The sequence below is a fragment of the bacterium genome, from assembly GCA_035559435.1.
GTDB lineage: Bacteria > Zixibacteria > MSB-5A5 > WJJR01 > WJJR01 > JACQFV01.
On sequence record DATMBC010000011.1, the window covers coordinates 1 to 16,702 of the forward strand.

General features: G+C 65.7%; 14 protein-coding genes. All 14 read left to right on the forward strand.

All coding sequences use genetic code 11. The features are described 5' to 3' along the window. Positions 1-2,120 (forward strand): T9SS type A sorting domain-containing protein (locus VNN55_00640; protein HWO56054.1); only part of this gene is annotated, 2,120 nt, incomplete at its 5' end. A 38-nt stretch (positions 2,121-2,158) separates the two neighbouring features. After that, entirely contained in the window at positions 2,159-3,139 is a 981-nt protein-coding gene (locus VNN55_00645; GenBank protein ID HWO56055.1) for a hypothetical protein, read from the forward strand. Between the two features lie 174 nt (positions 3,140-3,313). Beyond that, positions 3,314-4,132 carry a hypothetical protein gene (locus VNN55_00650; GenBank protein HWO56056.1) on the forward strand — a complete coding sequence of 273 codons (819 nt, stop codon included), beginning with the start codon at positions 3,314-3,316 and terminating at the stop codon, positions 4,130-4,132. Positions 4,133-4,221: 89 nt separating this feature from the next. Then, the gene (locus VNN55_00655; protein HWO56057.1) at positions 4,222-5,076 is read left to right on the forward strand and encodes an NHL repeat-containing protein; all 855 of its coding nucleotides are present in this window, start codon (positions 4,222-4,224) and stop codon (positions 5,074-5,076) included. After that, positions 5,076-8,375: a hypothetical protein gene (locus VNN55_00660; GenBank protein ID HWO56058.1), complete on the forward strand. Its 3,300-nt coding sequence runs from the start codon at positions 5,076-5,078 to the stop codon at positions 8,373-8,375. The genes VNN55_00655 and VNN55_00660 overlap by 1 nt, the downstream gene beginning before the upstream one ends. Before the next feature lie 59 nt (positions 8,376-8,434). Continuing rightward, positions 8,435-9,844, forward strand: coding sequence for a hypothetical protein (locus VNN55_00665; protein ID HWO56059.1), 1,410 nt, complete (start codon positions 8,435-8,437; stop codon positions 9,842-9,844). A gap of 1 nt (position 9,845) precedes the next feature. Then, positions 9,846-10,697 (forward strand): UbiA family prenyltransferase, encoded by an 852-nt coding sequence (locus tag VNN55_00670; protein ID HWO56060.1) that lies wholly within the window; start codon positions 9,846-9,848, stop codon positions 10,695-10,697. Positions 10,698-10,730: 33 nt separating this feature from the next. Then, entirely contained in the window at positions 10,731-11,645 is a 915-nt protein-coding gene (locus tag VNN55_00675; protein HWO56061.1) for a hypothetical protein, read from the forward strand. Between the two features lie 31 nt (positions 11,646-11,676). Then, entirely contained in the window at positions 11,677-12,663 is a 987-nt protein-coding gene (locus tag VNN55_00680) for a MoxR family ATPase (GenBank protein HWO56062.1), read from the forward strand. A 14-nt stretch (positions 12,664-12,677) separates the two neighbouring features. Next, positions 12,678-13,313 (forward strand): hypothetical protein, encoded by a 636-nt coding sequence (locus tag VNN55_00685; GenBank protein HWO56063.1) that lies wholly within the window; start codon positions 12,678-12,680, stop codon positions 13,311-13,313. A 164-nt stretch (positions 13,314-13,477) separates the two neighbouring features. Beyond that, positions 13,478-14,356, forward strand: coding sequence for a DUF58 domain-containing protein (locus VNN55_00690; GenBank protein ID HWO56064.1), 879 nt, complete (start codon positions 13,478-13,480; stop codon positions 14,354-14,356). Positions 14,357-14,420: 64 nt separating this feature from the next. Next, positions 14,421-14,594, forward strand: coding sequence for a twin-arginine translocase TatA/TatE family subunit (locus VNN55_00695; GenBank protein HWO56065.1), 174 nt, complete (start codon positions 14,421-14,423; stop codon positions 14,592-14,594). A 31-nt stretch (positions 14,595-14,625) separates the two neighbouring features. Further along, positions 14,626-15,609: a hypothetical protein gene (locus tag VNN55_00700; GenBank protein HWO56066.1), complete on the forward strand. Its 984-nt coding sequence runs from the start codon at positions 14,626-14,628 to the stop codon at positions 15,607-15,609. Further along, the gene (locus tag VNN55_00705) at positions 15,606-16,598 is read left to right on the forward strand and encodes a VWA domain-containing protein (GenBank protein ID HWO56067.1); all 993 of its coding nucleotides are present in this window, start codon (positions 15,606-15,608) and stop codon (positions 16,596-16,598) included. The genes VNN55_00700 and VNN55_00705 overlap by 4 nt, the downstream gene beginning before the upstream one ends. The last annotated feature ends 104 nt before the right edge of the window (positions 16,599-16,702 follow it).

The following is a 16,702-nucleotide window of genomic DNA, read 5'->3' on the forward strand; positions in this document are numbered from 1 at the left end:
ATTACCTGCTGGAAAACCGCCGCTTCGACCTCGACGGCGACGGGGAAGCCGGGCTCAAGCTCGACTCGGCCACCAGCGTGGTCCTCGGCCCGGCGCATCCGCTCAACCGTCAGCTGACCCGCGAGTACGATTTCCTTCTGCCCGGATCGGGCATGTTGATCTGGCATGTCGATGAGGGAGTGGCCGCGCTCGACTACGCCACCGGCGACGAGATTCCCAACAACTTCCTCGCCAACACGCTGCAGTGGGACCACGACCGGCGCTTCCTGCGCGTGGTCGAAGCCGACGGCTACAACCGTCTGGGCTCCACCGGCTTTTTCTTCTATTACACCGGCAGCCAGTCGACCTATTGGTTTGCGGGCAACAACAACGCCTTTACGCCCTTCACCGTGCCGCCGGCGCGCTCTTACACCGGCGGCTACAGCGGCGTCAACATCACCAACATCTCCGCGCCCCAGCCGACCATGACCTGCGCGGTGAGCAGCGGCGGACGGATCCCCGGTTTCCCGATCTATGTCGGCGCCGATTCCGGCAACGCCGCCGCCCCGATCGTCACCGATGTCGTGCGCGCCCCCAGCGGCGATTTCCGCGGCCCCGGCGACGGCAGCCCCGAAGTCTTCATCGGCTACAAGCATTATGTCCTCGCCTTCGACCTCGAGGGGCACCCCCTGACCCAGCACCCGGTCGAGGACACCGTCATTTCGTTTGATACCACCCGCGTCGTCCGCACCTATTACCCGGTGGCCATGGGCCGGCCGGGAGACCAATGGATCGGGCCACCGCTGATCTTCAGTCTCGACAACCAGACCGGCTCGCTGGCCGCCGTCAGCCAATCCGGACAGGTCGGCCTCTGGTCGATGTCCGACCGCGACATGGATGGTCTCTTCGATCCGATCGTCGACACCGTGCTCCGCACCCGCGACATTCCCTCCGGCCCGCCGCTCATCTGGGACCGCAACGGCTCGGCCTCAAAGGACCTCGTGGTGCCGGTCGGCGACTCGGGATTCGACACATTCAGTCTCCTCGATGGCTCGCGCGTGCGGCATGAGTATTCCGGCTTCATCGGCGACATCGCCGGCCTGTCGGCCACCTCCAGTTTCTCGACGGAACTGCTCGACGGACAATGGACCGCCGGCATCCTGGAGTCTGGGGGGCCGCGGCGTGCGCTCGGCAGCGAACGTCCCTTTGCGCCCGCGGTCGCCGACATCGATCACGATGGCACGATGGACGCCGTGGTCCTCGAACGGAACGGTCGCCTGCACGCCTTCACGGCGGTGACTCAACCCGGAGGTATGCCGCAGTATTTCCCGAACTTCCCCGTCGATTTGGGCTTCCGTCCCAGCGCCGATCCGATCCTCGCCGATCTGGACCGTGATGGCCGTCTCGAAATCATCGTGGCCGGCGAGGGGAAGGTGACCGCACTGGCGCACAACGGCGCCATCGCCAATGATTTTCCCGTCACCATCGGTCCGCGCAACGATCCCGACACCACCGCGCCCGGACTATTGGCCGTCGATTTCGATGGCGCCCTGCTGTCAATTCTGACCGGCGGCATGTCGCGCGCGACATTGGCCTACCGTCAGGGACGCGAGGTGCAGACCGCCAACTACGCCGTCGGCGGAGCGATCACCGCCCCGATGGCCTGCGCCATCGACGCCGCCGGCAACCGCCAGGTGATGTTCGCCCGCGCCGATGATGGCTACCTCTATGGCTTTGTGGCCCCCAGCCCCGACCGCATCGACGCCAGGGCGCTCTGGACCATGGGCGGACGCGATGCCCGCAACAGCCGCGCCATCCCCGATTCCGACCTCAACCCGATCGCCGTCGACGATATCTTCTTCGCCGCCGAACGGGCCTATGTCTACCCCAACCCGGCGCAGAACGAGGCGGTCATCCGCTACTGGCTGGGCGACGCGGCGGTGGTGACGATCTCCATCTATGACATCGCCGGCAACCTCGTGGCCGAAACCTCCGGCCCCGGAATCGCCGGCGTCTATAACGAGTGGACCTGGGATTGCGCCGATGCGGCCTCGGGAGTGTACTATGCCCGCCTCGAAGTCACCGCGCTCGATGGCGGACAATCCGAAAAACTGTTCTGCAAACTGGCCGTCGTGCAATAATTGCCCCTGGCCCTGACCTCTACCGAGGAGGAACGTTCGTGAACACCAAGTGCTACTGGCTCGGCGCCCTGATCGGCCTGACGCTCGCCATCGCGCCCGCCCACGCCGGCAACGCCATCGACAACGACGGCCCAACCACGGTCGACCTGACCCTCGCCGCCTGGACCAGCCCCGTGCTCCCCCAGGCCGCCTTCGAAAAGACCGTCGCCTCGCCGCTTCTGGCCCAGAATGATCAGGGCGGCGCCGTTGATGTCTACGGATACAAGCGCAAGTCGCCGACCCGCGCCTTCCTGCAATCGTTCCTCATTCCCGGCTGGGGCCAGCTCTATGCCAAGTCCTCGATCTGGAAGCCGATTATGTTCGTCGGCCTCGAGGCCGCCGGTTGGGCCGGATACTCCAGCTTCCATGGCAAGGGCAACGACAAGGAAGCTGAATACAAGGCCTTCGCCGACGTTCATTGGGACGGCGCGCGCTACATCGATGGGCTCTACGAAGTCTTTTACAGCCGCGACTATCCGCCGTCAATCAAGGATCAGTGGATCGACACCACCACTTATCTGACCCCGCCCGACAACCAGAACAACCGCTTCCCGCGGTCGCTGTCGCACCACGCCTGGTACAAGGAAGACGGCTCGAAGGTGGAGGAAGACGAGTACTACGAGAACATCGGCAAGTACAGCCAGTTCAACTTCGGCTGGGACGATTACCCCGACATCGGCGACGAACAGTTCCCCGAGAACCCGACCGACACCGCCAAGCTCAACTACGTGTCACCCAACCGCCGCACCTATCTGGAAATGCGCGATGACGCCAACACCGAGTACAACAAGGCTAACACCATGCTGGTCCTGACTGTGGCCAACCACCTGTTGTCCGGCTTCTGGGCCGCCCTCGATGCCCGCGCCTACAACCGCGCCCAGGACCAGTTCAGCCAGATCGAGCCGAAAATCCGGCTGGTGAAGTCGCCGTCCAACCCGAAGAAACTCATGCCCTATGTGACGCTGGGGTATAAATTCTGACGCGACGGCCCCGCCGGGGCTGCATTCACCCGTTGCGTCGCGCGACGCAATGACAAAGATTGACCGGGAAATCGGCGCCGATTTGCCGATCTCAGGAGTAGAGCCACCGGGGGACGGGAATAAACCCCCCGGCCGCCGGTAGAGTCCGATGGCAGGTCGTACCGCACGGTAGTCATGACACTTCGACGCTCCCACATCCCCGCGATCGGGGCAATGGCGCTCACGCTGGTTCTGACGTCGCCGTTTTCCGCCGTCGCCGGCAACGCCGGCGCGGTCAGCCAATTGCGCGCCGATCCCGCCGGCCTCAGCGCCGCCTTCCGCGCCGAGTTGACCCGGCCGGCCGGTCTCGGCGACGGCGTCCTGCGCACCGTGCAGTTCGATGAATTCGACCGCGAAGAATCCGACCGCGTCAGCGTTGGCAAGGTCGTCGGGCTTTCACTGCTTCTGCCCGGCGCCGGCCACTGGACCATGGGCTCGCGCGGACGCGCCGGCATCTTCTTCGGCGCCGAGGCCATCGCCTGGACCGCCTTCGGCTACTTCAAGACCGTTCAGCATCAGAAGGAAGACGACTACGAGCTCTACGCCCGCGCCCACGCCGGAATTGATCCCGAAGGCAAAAACGATGAATTCTACCGCACGCTGACCTTCTATATGAACCGCGAGCAGTACAACGATGAGGGGCGTCTGATCGACCCCGCGCGCCCCTACTACCCCGATGATCCGAAATGGGACTGGCAGTGGGAGTCCGAAGCGGCGATGGCCCGCTATCGCAACCTGCGCAACCAGTCCAACATCGCCGAAGACCGCGCCAAATACTCGCTCGGCGCCGCCCTCTTAAACCGCCTGGTCGCCGCCGCTGATGCCTGGCGCACCGCGCGCGCCATCAACCGCCAGGCGCGCATGGAGACCGCATCATGGAAGGTGCGCTTCAAGGGCAAACCCAGCATGTCCAATCCCGGCTTCATGGTCATGCTCTCCCGAAAACTCTACTAGCCCTCCTCGGCGGGCTTTGGCTGTCGGCCTGCGCCGCTCCCGCGGGGCACGGCGGGTCTGCCTACACACCCGGCGCCGATTTCACCCTCGTGGCGGTCATTGATGGCGACTTCCTTGCCGCGCTGCCGCAGGAAGACCCCGCCGCCGATTTTTCCCGTTTCGCCCCCGTTTCCGTCGCCCTCCGTCCCGACCAGCTGCTGCTCATCGCCGACGGCGGCAGCCAGCGGATCTGGGGACTGCCGCTGGATCCCGGCACACCCCGCCAGGTCCGTCAACTCACCGGCGTCCTCCGCGACCCCCAATGCCTCCGCATCGATGCCGTCGGCAACATCTTCGCCGCCGATGGCATAAGTCGCGCGATTGAACTCTACGACAGCCGCCTGCGCCCCATCGGCGAGATCATGCCGCCCTATGATGGCCTCGGGCTGGTGCGGGGACGGGTCGCCGGGATTGCCTTCGGATTGCTCGGTGAACTGTTCCTGTCCGATCCGACCAATGGACGGATCTACCGCTATGATGCCTCGGGACGCTTCCTGGCCGCCTTCTCCGGCGGGGAAGAAGTGGGCTGGGGCGAACTCCTGCAACCGATGGGGATGGCGGTCTCCCACGATGGCACCGAGCTCTACGTCTGTGATCCCGGCAAACGGCAGGTGATGGTCTTCGATCCCGCCGGCACACCCCTGCGCGCCTTCGGCGGCACCGATCTGCAGGAGCCGGTCGCGGTCGCCGTCAATCGCCGCGGCCAGGTCTTCGTCGCCGACCGCAAGGCGGCGGCGCTGCTGGTCTTCAGTGACCAGGGACGGCTCCTCGACACCATCGATGGCCCCCCCACCGGCGATGCCCGCTGGCAGGGTCCGACCGATGTCATCCTGCAGGACTCGTCGATCGTCGTTGCCGATCCGCCGGCCGGACGCGTCATCATTATGCGCGCGGTCGCCCCCTGATGATGATCGCCGCCGACCAGAGCCGCCCGCGGTTGGTGCCGCTCTTACGCGCGCTCGGCTGGTTGTGTGTCGTCGTCGTGTTGCTTTCGCCGCCGGCCGCCCATGCCGGCGCCGCCGTCATCCGCGACACCACCCTCATCGTCGGCGCCGACTCCCCCGGACCGTATTGGGTCTCGGGTTTCTACCTCGTCGGCGGCCGCGCTTCCGTCTCGCTCAACGGCGCCCCGATCGACGACTACACGCTCGATCCCGACAATGGCCGCATTCGCTTTGCCCGCGCGCTGGCGCCCACCGACACCGCACAGGTCATCTTCGACCGTCTCGGCTTTGCCCTCGCCTCACGCTGGACACGCTCACCCGATGGGATTTCCGAGGCGTCCGATGCCACGATACGCCCCGCCGCCTTCCAGGTGCCGCAGCCGTCGTCGCCGTTGCGTGCACCCGCATCCGTCGCGCAACTGCAGTGGCAGGGATACAAATCCTTCTCTGTGTCCGCCTCCGACGCCGCCGCCACCGATTGGTCGCAGGGATTGGAACTGACCGTTTCCGGTGAACTGTTGCGCGGCCTGCCGCTCTCCGCCGCTCTCAGCGACCGTCAGGTCAACGCCCAATCGGGCCGCTCGCTGCGCGATGGCTCCCGTCTTGGCGACCTCGACCGCTTCTTCATCGAGGCGCAGTCGGCGAAATTCCATGGCCGCTGGGGAGAATTAAAGTTGCAACAAAGCGGCCAGGTCACACGCTGCGCATCCGGAATGCAGACGGCGTTCCACGTCGGCGGGCATGCGGTCGAAACCCATGTCGCGCGTCTGCACGGGGAACGCCGCCACGCGCAGATTGTCCTGCGCGATGGCGAACTCGGTCCCTACACGCTCGCCGCCGATGGCGCCGGCGCGGCCATTGTCGATGGTTCGGTCGACGTCTGGCTCGATGGCGCGGCACTCACCGAAGGCCGCGACGCCGACTTTACCGTCGACCCGGCCCGCGGCACGCTGACGCTTTCGCCGCGTGTCCAGTTCTCCGGACGCTCCCAACTGACCGTCGAGTACGAGGCCGCGCTCGACAGTTATCAGCGCTCTCTCGCCGGCGGCGCCTGGTCCTGGCGCTCCGACGACTCCAGCCGCGCCGGCCGCTTCGCGCTGTCCTGGGAAGGGGACGACCCCGACCAACCGCTGACCGGTGCATTGACCGACACACAACGCGACATCCTCGCCCGCGATCCCGACGGCAAAGTGCAGGTGCCCGCCATCGAACGCGTCGGCGATCACGAAGGCGATTACCGTCTCGAGCTGCGCGATGGCGACTCGGTCTTCGTCTACGCCGGTCCCGATCAGGGGGATCACCGTGTGCGCTTCACCTGGACGGGGGAGAAGCAGGGACGCTACCGTCACGTGATCGATGACGTTTATGAATATGTCGGCCCCGGTCGGGGCAACTATGATCCCCTGCTGCGGCTTGCCGCCGCGACCGCGCAGCTGACGCTGGATGAATCGCTGCGTCTGCGCACCGGACGTCTGGGACGTTGGCGGCTTGACTGGCAGGGCATGGCCATCGACCCCAATCGCTTCGCCGCAAAGACCTCCTACCTGCGCTCCAATCACCAGCTCGGCTGGTCGCTCGGAGACTCCGTGACTTCGCGGTCACGGTTGGCGATGGACTGGACTCATCAATTCCTGCGCTCAACCGCCCGCCCGCTCGGACCGACAGCCGCCGCCTTCGCCAACCTCTGGCGTCTGCCGACCGAAGTCCTCGATGGCGCTTTCGATACCTACTCCGCCAACGCCGCGACGCCGTTGGCCGGTTGGCTGGATGTCGCCGGTGATGCGGCCATCCTGCGTCAAAGCAACCTGTCCGGCTACCGTGCCGGTGGCGCAATCGACGCCGCGCCGACGCGCTGGCTGGCTCTGCAACAATCCTTGCAGATGCGCCGTGTCGATGAGCAGAACGCCGCGCGCGCGACCACCCGGGTCAGCGAATCGCTCCTGCGCCTGCGGCCCGCGCCGTTGTCCTTCGAGGCGGGAGTCCACGAGGAAGACATCCGCGATCCCGACCGCGTGCTGTCCGCATCCGCCGCCGACAACAGCGCCCGCTGGCTGGCCGCCGCCTTCGGCGATCTCACCATCCGCCATGAATGGCGACGCGCCGAACGACTCGATCGGCCGGCGCTGGAGCGCACCCGCGAGTTCTCGCTGGGTATCCCCGCGCGGTTCCTGCATGCCTCCGCCGGTTCCGGCCTGACTCTTCGCCGCGGCGCGCTCTCCGTCGATGGGGGGGAGGCGCGGCCATACTATGGCGCGCGTCTTGGCGCCGTCTGGGCTCCGCGCGCCGGGTTGCAGGTCGCCGTCGATGCCGATCTGGCGCATCGTCGCGCCGGCGCCCAACGCGAAGTCTTCCTCCCGACCCGTCCCGGTCAGGGCGACTACCGTTTCGAGCGCGGCGAATACGTTCCCGACCCACAGGGCGACTACCGTCGTGTCTGGGTCGATGACGAGGCGAACTTCGCCGCCGCCTACGATGCCGCGCGCGCGGTGCAGTTGAGTTGGCGTCCGCGTTGGCGCGCCTGGCGCATCGCGCTGGAGTCGGCGCGCCGCGTCGATGCCCGCTACGACGCCGACCGGTTTTCCCCCGGGCGCTGGCTGTTACCATGGGAGGAACTGAACGCCGCGCTTCTGGCCGATGCCCGTCTCTCCGCCCGCGACGATCACCGTCTCACCCTCCAGCCACGCGCCCGCACCCGTCTCTCGCTGGCGTTGATGCGGGAAAAACAGGTGTTCAACCGCGCGGCGGCCAACGATGAAAGCCGTCTGTGGCGGGTCGACTCCGACTGGCGCGAACAACTAAGCCGCGCGATCTATCTCAGCGGCGGCCTCGCCTACGAGCGTCGCACCCGTGCCGCCCTGGCTCCGCTGGATGCCGATGCCCGGACCATTGCCGGAACGGTCGGCGCGACACCCTGGGAGGGAGTGGGCCTCTCGCTGGAAACCCGGCGCCGCTTCGATCGCGAATTGGCCCGCGGGGACAACGTCACTCTCTGGGCGATTCATCCGGCCGCGCGCATTGCCCGCGGCGCGCTCTCGGCCACTTTCGCCTCTGATTTCACCTGGGTCGCTGGCGTCGCGTCCGGATTGCTCTCGCCGCTTCTGGCCGAGGGACGTCCCCCCGGGTTTTCCGTCACCGAGTCCGCCGAGATACGTCTGCAATTGCCCGGGCGCATCTCCTTCAATGCGCGCCTCTCCGGCGACCATCGTCCCGATGCCTCCGACCGTTGGCGCATCCATCTGGAGTCAATCGCCACCTTCTGATGCCGACGCCGCGGACCATACTGCCAGGAGTAGTCCTCCGCCGTGGCGGCTGGCTGGGCGTGTTCATTGCCCTTGCGCTGACTGCCGCCGTCAACGCCACCACATTGACCCACATTGACATCACGATCAACGGAACGCTCCCGCCATCACTGCATTCGCGGATTGAGTCGCTGGTCCAAAGCGCCGCCGGTGGTCCATTCACCGAACAACGGGTCGAGTCATTACTCGGCGTGATGCTCAACGTGCTGTCCGACCATGGCTACCATCATGCCGCGCTCATCCCGCGCCGCTTCACCGGCACCCATGACTCGCTCTCCTTTGCATTGGAGATCACTCCCGGTGCTCCGCTGCGCATCGCCCGCTGGGAATTGGCCGGTCTGGTCCGCACCGATTCGTCGTGGCTGGCGCGCACACTTTCACTTCCCACCGGGGGCATCGCATCCGCCGACGCGTTCGCGCACGCTCGCCGTCAGATTGCCGCCATCGGAGGTCTTGTGCCGGATGGTTCCCCCATCCTGCGCGCGTTGTCGGATTCGACAGTCGCCGTCGTATTGCCCATTCGTGAAGACCCGCCCGCCCGTTTCGAAGGCGCCCTGGCCACGGGGTCCGTCGATGGCGGCGCGTCCGAACTGCAGGGACGGCTCTCCGTGGGGATCCGATCGCTTTTCCGTCGCGATCGCGCGTTGCAATTGCTCTACGAACGCCCACGCGCCGACGAGCGTCTGGTGCAGCTCGATCTGGCCGACCGCTACGCCCTTTTCCATGCCGCCGATCTGGCCATTGGCCTTGAGGACTGGCAACGTGTCGATCGTCGCCAGCAGGCGCAGTGGCGCGCTGGGCTGCGGCTGTCGCGGGCGTCATCCCTCGTTTGGACGCTTCAGGGCCGTTGGATCAGAATCACGCCCGCGCAATCGGACGTCGATCCGGCGCGTGTCTACGAATCCGCGGCCGGATTGATCTGGGGCCATCTCGACCGCGCGCACCTGCAAACCGCGCTGGTCTATTCGCTGCACCGTCGTTGGCTTCCGCCCGCGTCGCAACCTGCATCCGAGAGCCGCTTGCGCCTGGAAACCTCCGGTCGGCTCGATCTCACTTTTGGAGCGCCGACTCTGACCCTCGCGGCCGGCGCGCGGCAGTGGGGCAGGGGGGCCACATTGCGTTCCGGCGATGAGTGGTTCCTCGGCGGCGAAATTCTGCGCGGCTACACATCGCGCTCGCTGGCCGCCGCCGACGGCCTCTGGCTGCGCTGCGAATTGTCACAACCTGTCACGCGCGGACTCGACGCGACGGTTTTTGCCGAACAGGCCTGGCTGGCGATGTTCGACGGTCCGTATCATCGCCCTTCCTCCGCCGGATGCGCGCTCTGGCTTGAGTCCGGTGGACGGCGCGGACGGCTCGAACTGGCCTGGCGCGATCATGCCGCCTGGCGCGATGGCCTCCTGCGGCTGGTGCTCACACAAGGATGGTAATGTGAAGGCCTGGTGGTCCCTCATACGCGGCGGCAACGTCCTGCTTGCCGGGGTCGCCGCCTGGGTCGGTCTCGTGCTCGCGCTCGGACGCTGGTGGTCGTTTTCCGCCTGGCTGGCCATCCTCCCGCCACTATTGATCACCGCCGCCGGCAACATCGACAACGACATCACTGACATCGCCACCGATCGCGCCATCAAGCCCGAACGTCCTCTTATCACCGGCGCCATTCGGGCCCTGCCGGCCAGCATGATGCGCATCGTCCTGTTTCTCTTCGCCCTGGTCATCGCCTGGGCCGCCGGCACCGCGCCGCTTCTGATCGCCTTTTTCGTGATCATCGCGCTCCTGGTCTACAACCGCTATCTCTCCGGACGCCCCATCGCCGGCAATGTGTTGATCGCGGCCCTCGGCGCGCTCCCCATCGCCTATGGCGGACTGGTCGGCCGTTGGCAGGACCCCGCCGCTGTTCTCGGCGGACCGGTGGTGGCCGCCGTGGTCGCCTTCTGGCTTCATCTGCCGCGCGAGATGCTCAAGGATTCCCTCGACACCGAAGGGGACCGTGCCGCCGGACGCCTCACCCTGCCCATGGTCATCGGGCCGCTCAAGACCGCCCGCTGGGCCGGGATTGTCATGTTTGTCGCCGCCTGTTACATTGGCTGGTCGGCCTTTTCCGGCTATTTCGGCATTCTCTACACCGCCGGCACCCTCGTGACCGTGTTGCCGGCCGTCCTCCTCGGTGCGGCGCAATGCGGCCTTAATCCTTCCGGGCATGTCATCGAACGTTGGTCGTTCGGGTTGAAACTTTGCATGGCCGGCGGGCTGGCCTGGTTGCTTTTGGGCCGCATAACCTATTGACCGATCTATCCCTACGCCGTTTCTTGAAACATCGTGTCGAAGACGCTCACGACCGCAGTCGTCTGCCTATGCCTGTGCGCATCCACACAGGCCGCGGTCACCGTGACGGCGGAATCCGACCGCGCTCAGCTTCATGTCGGCGATAAGTTGCTGGTCACCGTGCGCGCGACCCGTCCCGACCACCGTCTTGAGCCGATCCCATCGCATGCCGCCCTGCAGCTGGGCGCCGAATGGCAGGCCGGCACCCAGACCGCCGAATCGGAACAACTCGCGGGCGGCGAGCGGATCAAGGTCTGGCATTTCGAACTGACCGCCCTTGAACCATTGACCTCGTCGATCACCCCGGTGGTCATCCTCACGCAGGATCAGCCCGACGCGCCGGCGCTGGTCACCAACCGTGTCCTCGGTGCGCCGATCGCAGTGGAGATCCTTCCCGCGCGGGTCCGGCCATGGTGGCTGCCCCGTCCCACCACCATCGCGCTGGTCGCGGCCATCGCCGTGAGCGTGTTCAGCGCCGCGTTGTACTGGCGGCGACGCCGGCAACGCGCCCCGCGCCGTGCCACGCTCACCCCGTTGCAGGAGGCGCTGGCGATGATGCAGGAGGTCCACGCCAACTGCCGCGAGGACCGCGCCGCGCGTTTCTTTGCCGATGTCGAGCGGGTTCTGACGGGCTATCTTAGCCGCCGCTTGGCGCGTTCCCTGAACGCCGCCACCGCCACCGAGATCGCCGCCCGGACACGGCCGCACGTGAGCGACGGCACCGCGGTCGACCTCCTGCAGGTGGTCCTGTTGCGCTGTTCGGTGGCCCGCTTCTCCGGCGCGCCGGTCGAGCATGCCATCCTCGCGCGCACCGAGGAGGAGGCGTTGGCGGTGTTGGAACGCCTCGACGCCGGCTGGGTATCAATGGACTCATCCGGCGCAACTTCGCCGAGCGGCAAACGTAGCTGAGACTTCAACTTTCTGGAGGGATTAGGCAGCCATGCATCCGGACATTGAGCAGATCCAACGCAACGTCGAATCATCCAGCGCCTTCTGCCGCCGCCTGAAGGACTCGATCGGGCAGGTGGTCGTTGGTCAGCACCATCTGGTCGAACGACTCCTGATCGGTCTTTTGGCCGATGGCCACATCTTGCTGGAGGGCGTGCCCGGGCTGGCCAAGACCCTGTCGGTGAAGACCCTCTCACGCGCCATCCGCGCCAGGTTCGCGCGTTTGCAGTTCACCCCCGACCTTCTGCCCGCCGACTTGATCGGCACCATGGTCTACAACCCGACCAACGGCCAGTTCACCACCCGCAAGGGGCCGATCTTCGCCAACATTGTGTTGGCCGACGAGATCAACCGCGCTCCCGCCAAGGTGCAAAGCGCCCTGCTGGAGGCGATGCAGGAACGCCAGGTCACCATCTCCGACTCCACCCATCCGTTGCCCGCGCCCTTTCTGGTGCTGGCGACGCAGAATCCCATTGAGCAGGAGGGGACATACCCGCTGCCCGAAGCCCAGGTCGACCGCTTCATGCTCAAGGTGATCGTCGGCTATCCCGACAAGGCCGAGGAACGAATCATCATGGAGCGCATGACCGCCGAGCAGGAAGTCGGCATCGAGCCGGTGATCGACCCGGAAGAGATTCTCAAGGCGCGCGCCGTTGTGCGATCGATCTATATCGATGACAAAGTGAAAGATTACATCGTCGACATCGTCCATGCGTCGCGTCGTCCCGACGCCTATGGCCTCGATCTGGGCGGCCTGATCGCCTATGGCGCCTCGCCGCGCGCCTCGATCTATCTCAATCTGGCCGCCCGCGCCCACGCCTTCATTCAGGGACGCGGCTTTGTCACACCCGAAGACATCAAGAGCGTGGGGCCCGACATCCTGCGCCACCGCATCATCGTCACCTACGAGGCCGAAGCGGAGAACATCACCTCGGCCACCATCGTCCAGAAGATCTTCGACCACGTCGAGGTGCCGTAGCAAAGGAGGCTGCCATGTATCCGAATCCGAACCTGCGGGTGCGGTTCGTCGTTCTGCTGGCCGCCGTCATCGGCGGCGGGATTGCCACCCTGTCGTGGGCGTATCCGCCCGCGGTCGGCATCACCTCCAGGAGCCGCAACTGTGGCGCCTGCCATCAGGACACCGGCCCGTGGCGCGATGATGCCGCGCTGATCGTCGACATTCTGGACGCCCAGACCCGGGTGTCCACACGCCGTCCCGACGGCGCCTTCCTGCTGTCCGTGCCCCGCGGGGAGACACGCCGCTACCTGACCGTCATCGGACGCGCCGCCGCCGACACCGTTGCTCCCCCCGAGCGCAATGGATGGGCGTATGTCGATCCGACGCAGATCGGGACCGCGTCATTGTCGAAGTTCGCGCCCAATTGGGAAATCGATCTTCCCATGTCCTGCCGGATGGTGGGCGATACCCTGTCCGCATTTCCGAATGACCACGTTACGGTCGTGCCGATGAACGTCCGCCCGCTGGCGGGCGCCAGTGCGGCCGACGTTGAACTGCAATTGATGCTGACCTCGGGACAATCCGTGAAGAACCGTCCCAACGATGGCTTGACGGCCAACTACTTCATGAGGCGCGTGCGTCTCGAAGTCACCGACCCGGATGTGAAATGATACGCCCAGTGCGACATCTCACTCCAAGAGGGGAGGGCGAGGCTTCCGCCGAGCCTGCTCTTTCGCGCCTCGAATCCACAACCGGTTCCAAACCGCACGTGGAGGGCGATCCGCCGCGGCGGACTGCCGAGCCTGCTTTACACTAAACCGGACGACCGACGACCATGCTCCCGAAAGAACTCATCGCCCAGATCCGCAAAATCGAGATCCACACCAATCGTTTGGTGAACGATCTCTTCGGCGGCGAATACCATTCGGTCTTCAAGGGGCAGGGGATGGAATTCGAGGAGGTGCGCGAATACCTCCCCGGCGATGATATCCGCTTGATCGACTGGAACGTCACCGCCCGCGCCGGCGCCCCCTTCGTCAAGAAATTCCGCGAGGAACGTGAACTCTTGGTGATGCTCCTGGTCGACCTGTCGGCCTCCGGACATTTCGGCACCGTGGCCCGCGCCAAAAATCAGGTCGCCGCCGAGACCGCCGCCGTGCTCGCCTTTTCGGCGATCAAGAACAACGACAAGGTCGGCATGATCGTCTTCACCGACGAGGTCGAGCTGTTCATCCCGCCGAAGAAGGGCCGCTCGCATGTGCTGCGCATTATCCGCGAGATCCTCTATTTCGAGCCCAGGGGACGGGGCACCAACATTTGCGCCGCGCTCGACTTTTTCGCCCGCGTCACCCGGCGCAAGTCGGTGGCCTTCCTGATCTCCGATTTCTTCGATAAAGGGTACGAACATCAACTGGCGGTGGCGCACCGCCGTCACGATCTTATCGCCGTGCAGGTCGAGGACCCGCGCGAACGCGAGTGGGTCGATGTGGGCCTGATTGAACTGGAGGACTTCGAAACCGGCGAGCGCAAGGTCGTCGACACCTCCGACCCCGCCGCCAAACGCGCCTTCGAACGGTCGGTGATCCTGACCGAACAACGGCGCAAGCGCTTTTTCGACTCGATCAGTCTCGACACGGTCACGCTGTCCACCGGACGGCCGGTGGCCGACGGGCTGATCCGGTTTTTCCGCCAGCGGGAACGCCGCCGGCGCTGAGGCGGGCACGGCCCGCCGCATGACCCGCAGGGCGGGCTCTGCCCGCCAAGGAAGGGATGACCCTATGTTCGGCATCGGCGCAACCGAGTGGTTACTCATTATCCTGGTGCTCATTCTCCTCTTCGGCGCCAAGAAGATTCCCGAGATCGCCCGCGGACTCGGCAGGAGCGTCAACGAGTTCAAAAAGGGGATGAGCGAAACCGACGAGCAGAAACCCGACGACGCCCCCAAGGCGTAAAAGGGACATCGGCAGCGACCGTATCCCGGCTATGACAACACACCGCCGTCTGATCGTCTCATTCTGTCTGGCCAGCGTACTCTCGATCTGCTCGGGATGGTTCGCGCAGGCCGCGACGCCGCCGCGCGTGGTCGTTTCCGCCGACCACCAGACGGCCACCGTCGGCGACCCGATCAAACTCTCCATCACCGTCGACCATCAATCCGACTGGCAGCAATTCCCCCAGCCGCTCTCCGGCAAACTCGGCGACTTCGACATCCTGCGCGACACCGCCTTTGTCGACCGCCGGCGCGAGGGCGACAAGGGAGGGGCGTTCAAGCGCGAATTGACCCTCGCCATCTTCAAACCCGGCGGCCACTGGATCCCCTCCGTCTCCGGCTACACCGTCATCGGCGCTGACACCCTGCGCTGGCAGACCGACTCGCTGGCGATCAACATCGAAAGCGTGCTCGCCCGTCCCGATGCCGACACCACCGACATCGCCGGCCTGAAGCAGCCGTATGTCGCGCCCGAATCGCGCTGGCGCTTCTGGACCGGCATCGCCCTGCTCGGGGCCGCGATCGCCGCCTACCTCTGGTACCGTCTGCGCCGCCGGGCGCATGAACCGGTCCCGATGGCGCCGCCGCGCCCCGCTTGGGAGGTCGCGCTGGAGGAATTGGAGCAACTGCGCCGCGAGGTCAACCCCGCCGCCGACGGCGGACGTCTCTGGTATTTCCGTCTCTCCGAAATCCTCCGGCGCTACTGGGATGCGCGCTACGATTGGCAGTCGATCGATCAGACCACGACCGAAATCATCCGCGTCCTGCCGCAGGCGCCGTTCTCCGAATCCCATCGCGGTCGGGCCGCCGAGTTCCTCCGACTGGCCGACTACATCCGCTATGCCCGTCAGCCGGCGCAGGAGGGACGTCCCGAGGTCGATTGGGAATGGGTGAAATCGTTCATTCTGGAGACACGTCCGCCGCGACTGGCCGACGCCGGCACCACCGAACAGTCAGGGGCGAGGGCCGCGGCATGATCCTGCGCTTCGCCCAGCCCTGGTTTCTGGCCGGCTTGCTCGTGGTCGCCGCGCTCGTCTGGTGGGAGATCCGGTCCCGCCGACGCGCCCGCGCTGCCGCGTTTTCATCGTTGTCGCTTCTCGGCGATGCCAGGCCATCGTGGCGCGTGCGCCTGAGCTGGGTGCCGTCCGCGGCGCGAATTCTGGCCCTCGTGGCGCTGGTTCTGGCCATCGCCCGTCCGCAGTCCGGCACCGCCTCGCGTGAAATCACCTCCGAGGGCATCGACATTGTGCTTGCCCTCGATGTCTCCGGTTCGATGAAGGCCGAGGACTTCCAGCCGCACAACCGTCTCTACGTCGCCAAGGAAGTGATCCGCGATTTTGTCAAGGGACGCACCAACGACCGCATCGGGCTGGTGGTTTTCTCCGGCGAATCGTTCACCCAGTGCCCGCTCACGCTTGACTACGATGTCCTGCTGGGCCTGCTCGAGAAGGTCGACTTCGGGATGATCGAGGACGGCACTGCCATCGGCACCGGGCTGGCCAACGCGCTGAACCGTCTGCGCGAGTCCAATGCCAAAAGCAAGATCGTGATCCTGCTCACCGACGGGGTCAACAACCGCGGCCAGATCGAGCCGCTCACCGCCGCGCAGGTCGCCAAGACCCTCGGTGTCAAAGTCTACACCATCGGCGCCGGCAAGCCCGGCAACGCCATGTATCCGGTCGAGGATCCGATCTTCGGCAAACGCTACATCAGTCTGCCCAACGAGATCGACGAGGAGATTCTCCAGCAAATCGCCGACATGACCGGCGGGCGCTACTACCGCGCCCAATCGGAACAGATGCTCGAACGCATCTACAAGGAAATCAGCACGCTGGAAAAGACCGAAGTAAAGGTGAAGGAATACGTTCAATACCGCGACCTGTTCGGCTGGTTCGCCGCCCTGGCGCTGGGGGCCACCGTGCTGAGCGCCGTGCTGTCGGGAACCTGGTTCCGGCGGATTCCGTAAGAGAAGCCCTATGCGATTCGGCGCCTCACAATGGCTCTGGGGACTGGCGGCGTTGCCGCTCTTGCTGGGCTTTCTGGTCTGGACTTGGCGGGCCCGGGCGCGTC

Bases quoted from the DNA above. Each gene is read 5' to 3' on its own strand.
- VNN55_00650 (HWO56056.1), top strand. From the start codon at position 3,314: ATGACACTTCGACGCTCCCACATCCCCGCGATCGGGGCAATGGCGCTC.
- VNN55_00660 (HWO56058.1), top strand. From the start codon at position 5,076: ATGATGATCGCCGCCGACCAGAGCCGCCCGCGGTTGGTGCCGCTCTTA.
- VNN55_00680 (HWO56062.1), top strand. From the start codon at position 11,677: ATGCATCCGGACATTGAGCAGATCCAACGCAACGTCGAATCATCCAGC.
- VNN55_00685 (HWO56063.1), top strand. From the start codon at position 12,678: ATGTATCCGAATCCGAACCTGCGGGTGCGGTTCGTCGTTCTGCTGGCC.
- VNN55_00690 (HWO56064.1), top strand. From the start codon at position 13,478: ATGCTCCCGAAAGAACTCATCGCCCAGATCCGCAAAATCGAGATCCAC.
- VNN55_00695 (HWO56065.1), top strand. From the start codon at position 14,421: ATGTTCGGCATCGGCGCAACCGAGTGGTTACTCATTATCCTGGTGCTC.
- VNN55_00700 (HWO56066.1), top strand. From the start codon at position 14,626: ATGACAACACACCGCCGTCTGATCGTCTCATTCTGTCTGGCCAGCGTA.
- VNN55_00705 (HWO56067.1), top strand. From the start codon at position 15,606: ATGATCCTGCGCTTCGCCCAGCCCTGGTTTCTGGCCGGCTTGCTCGTG.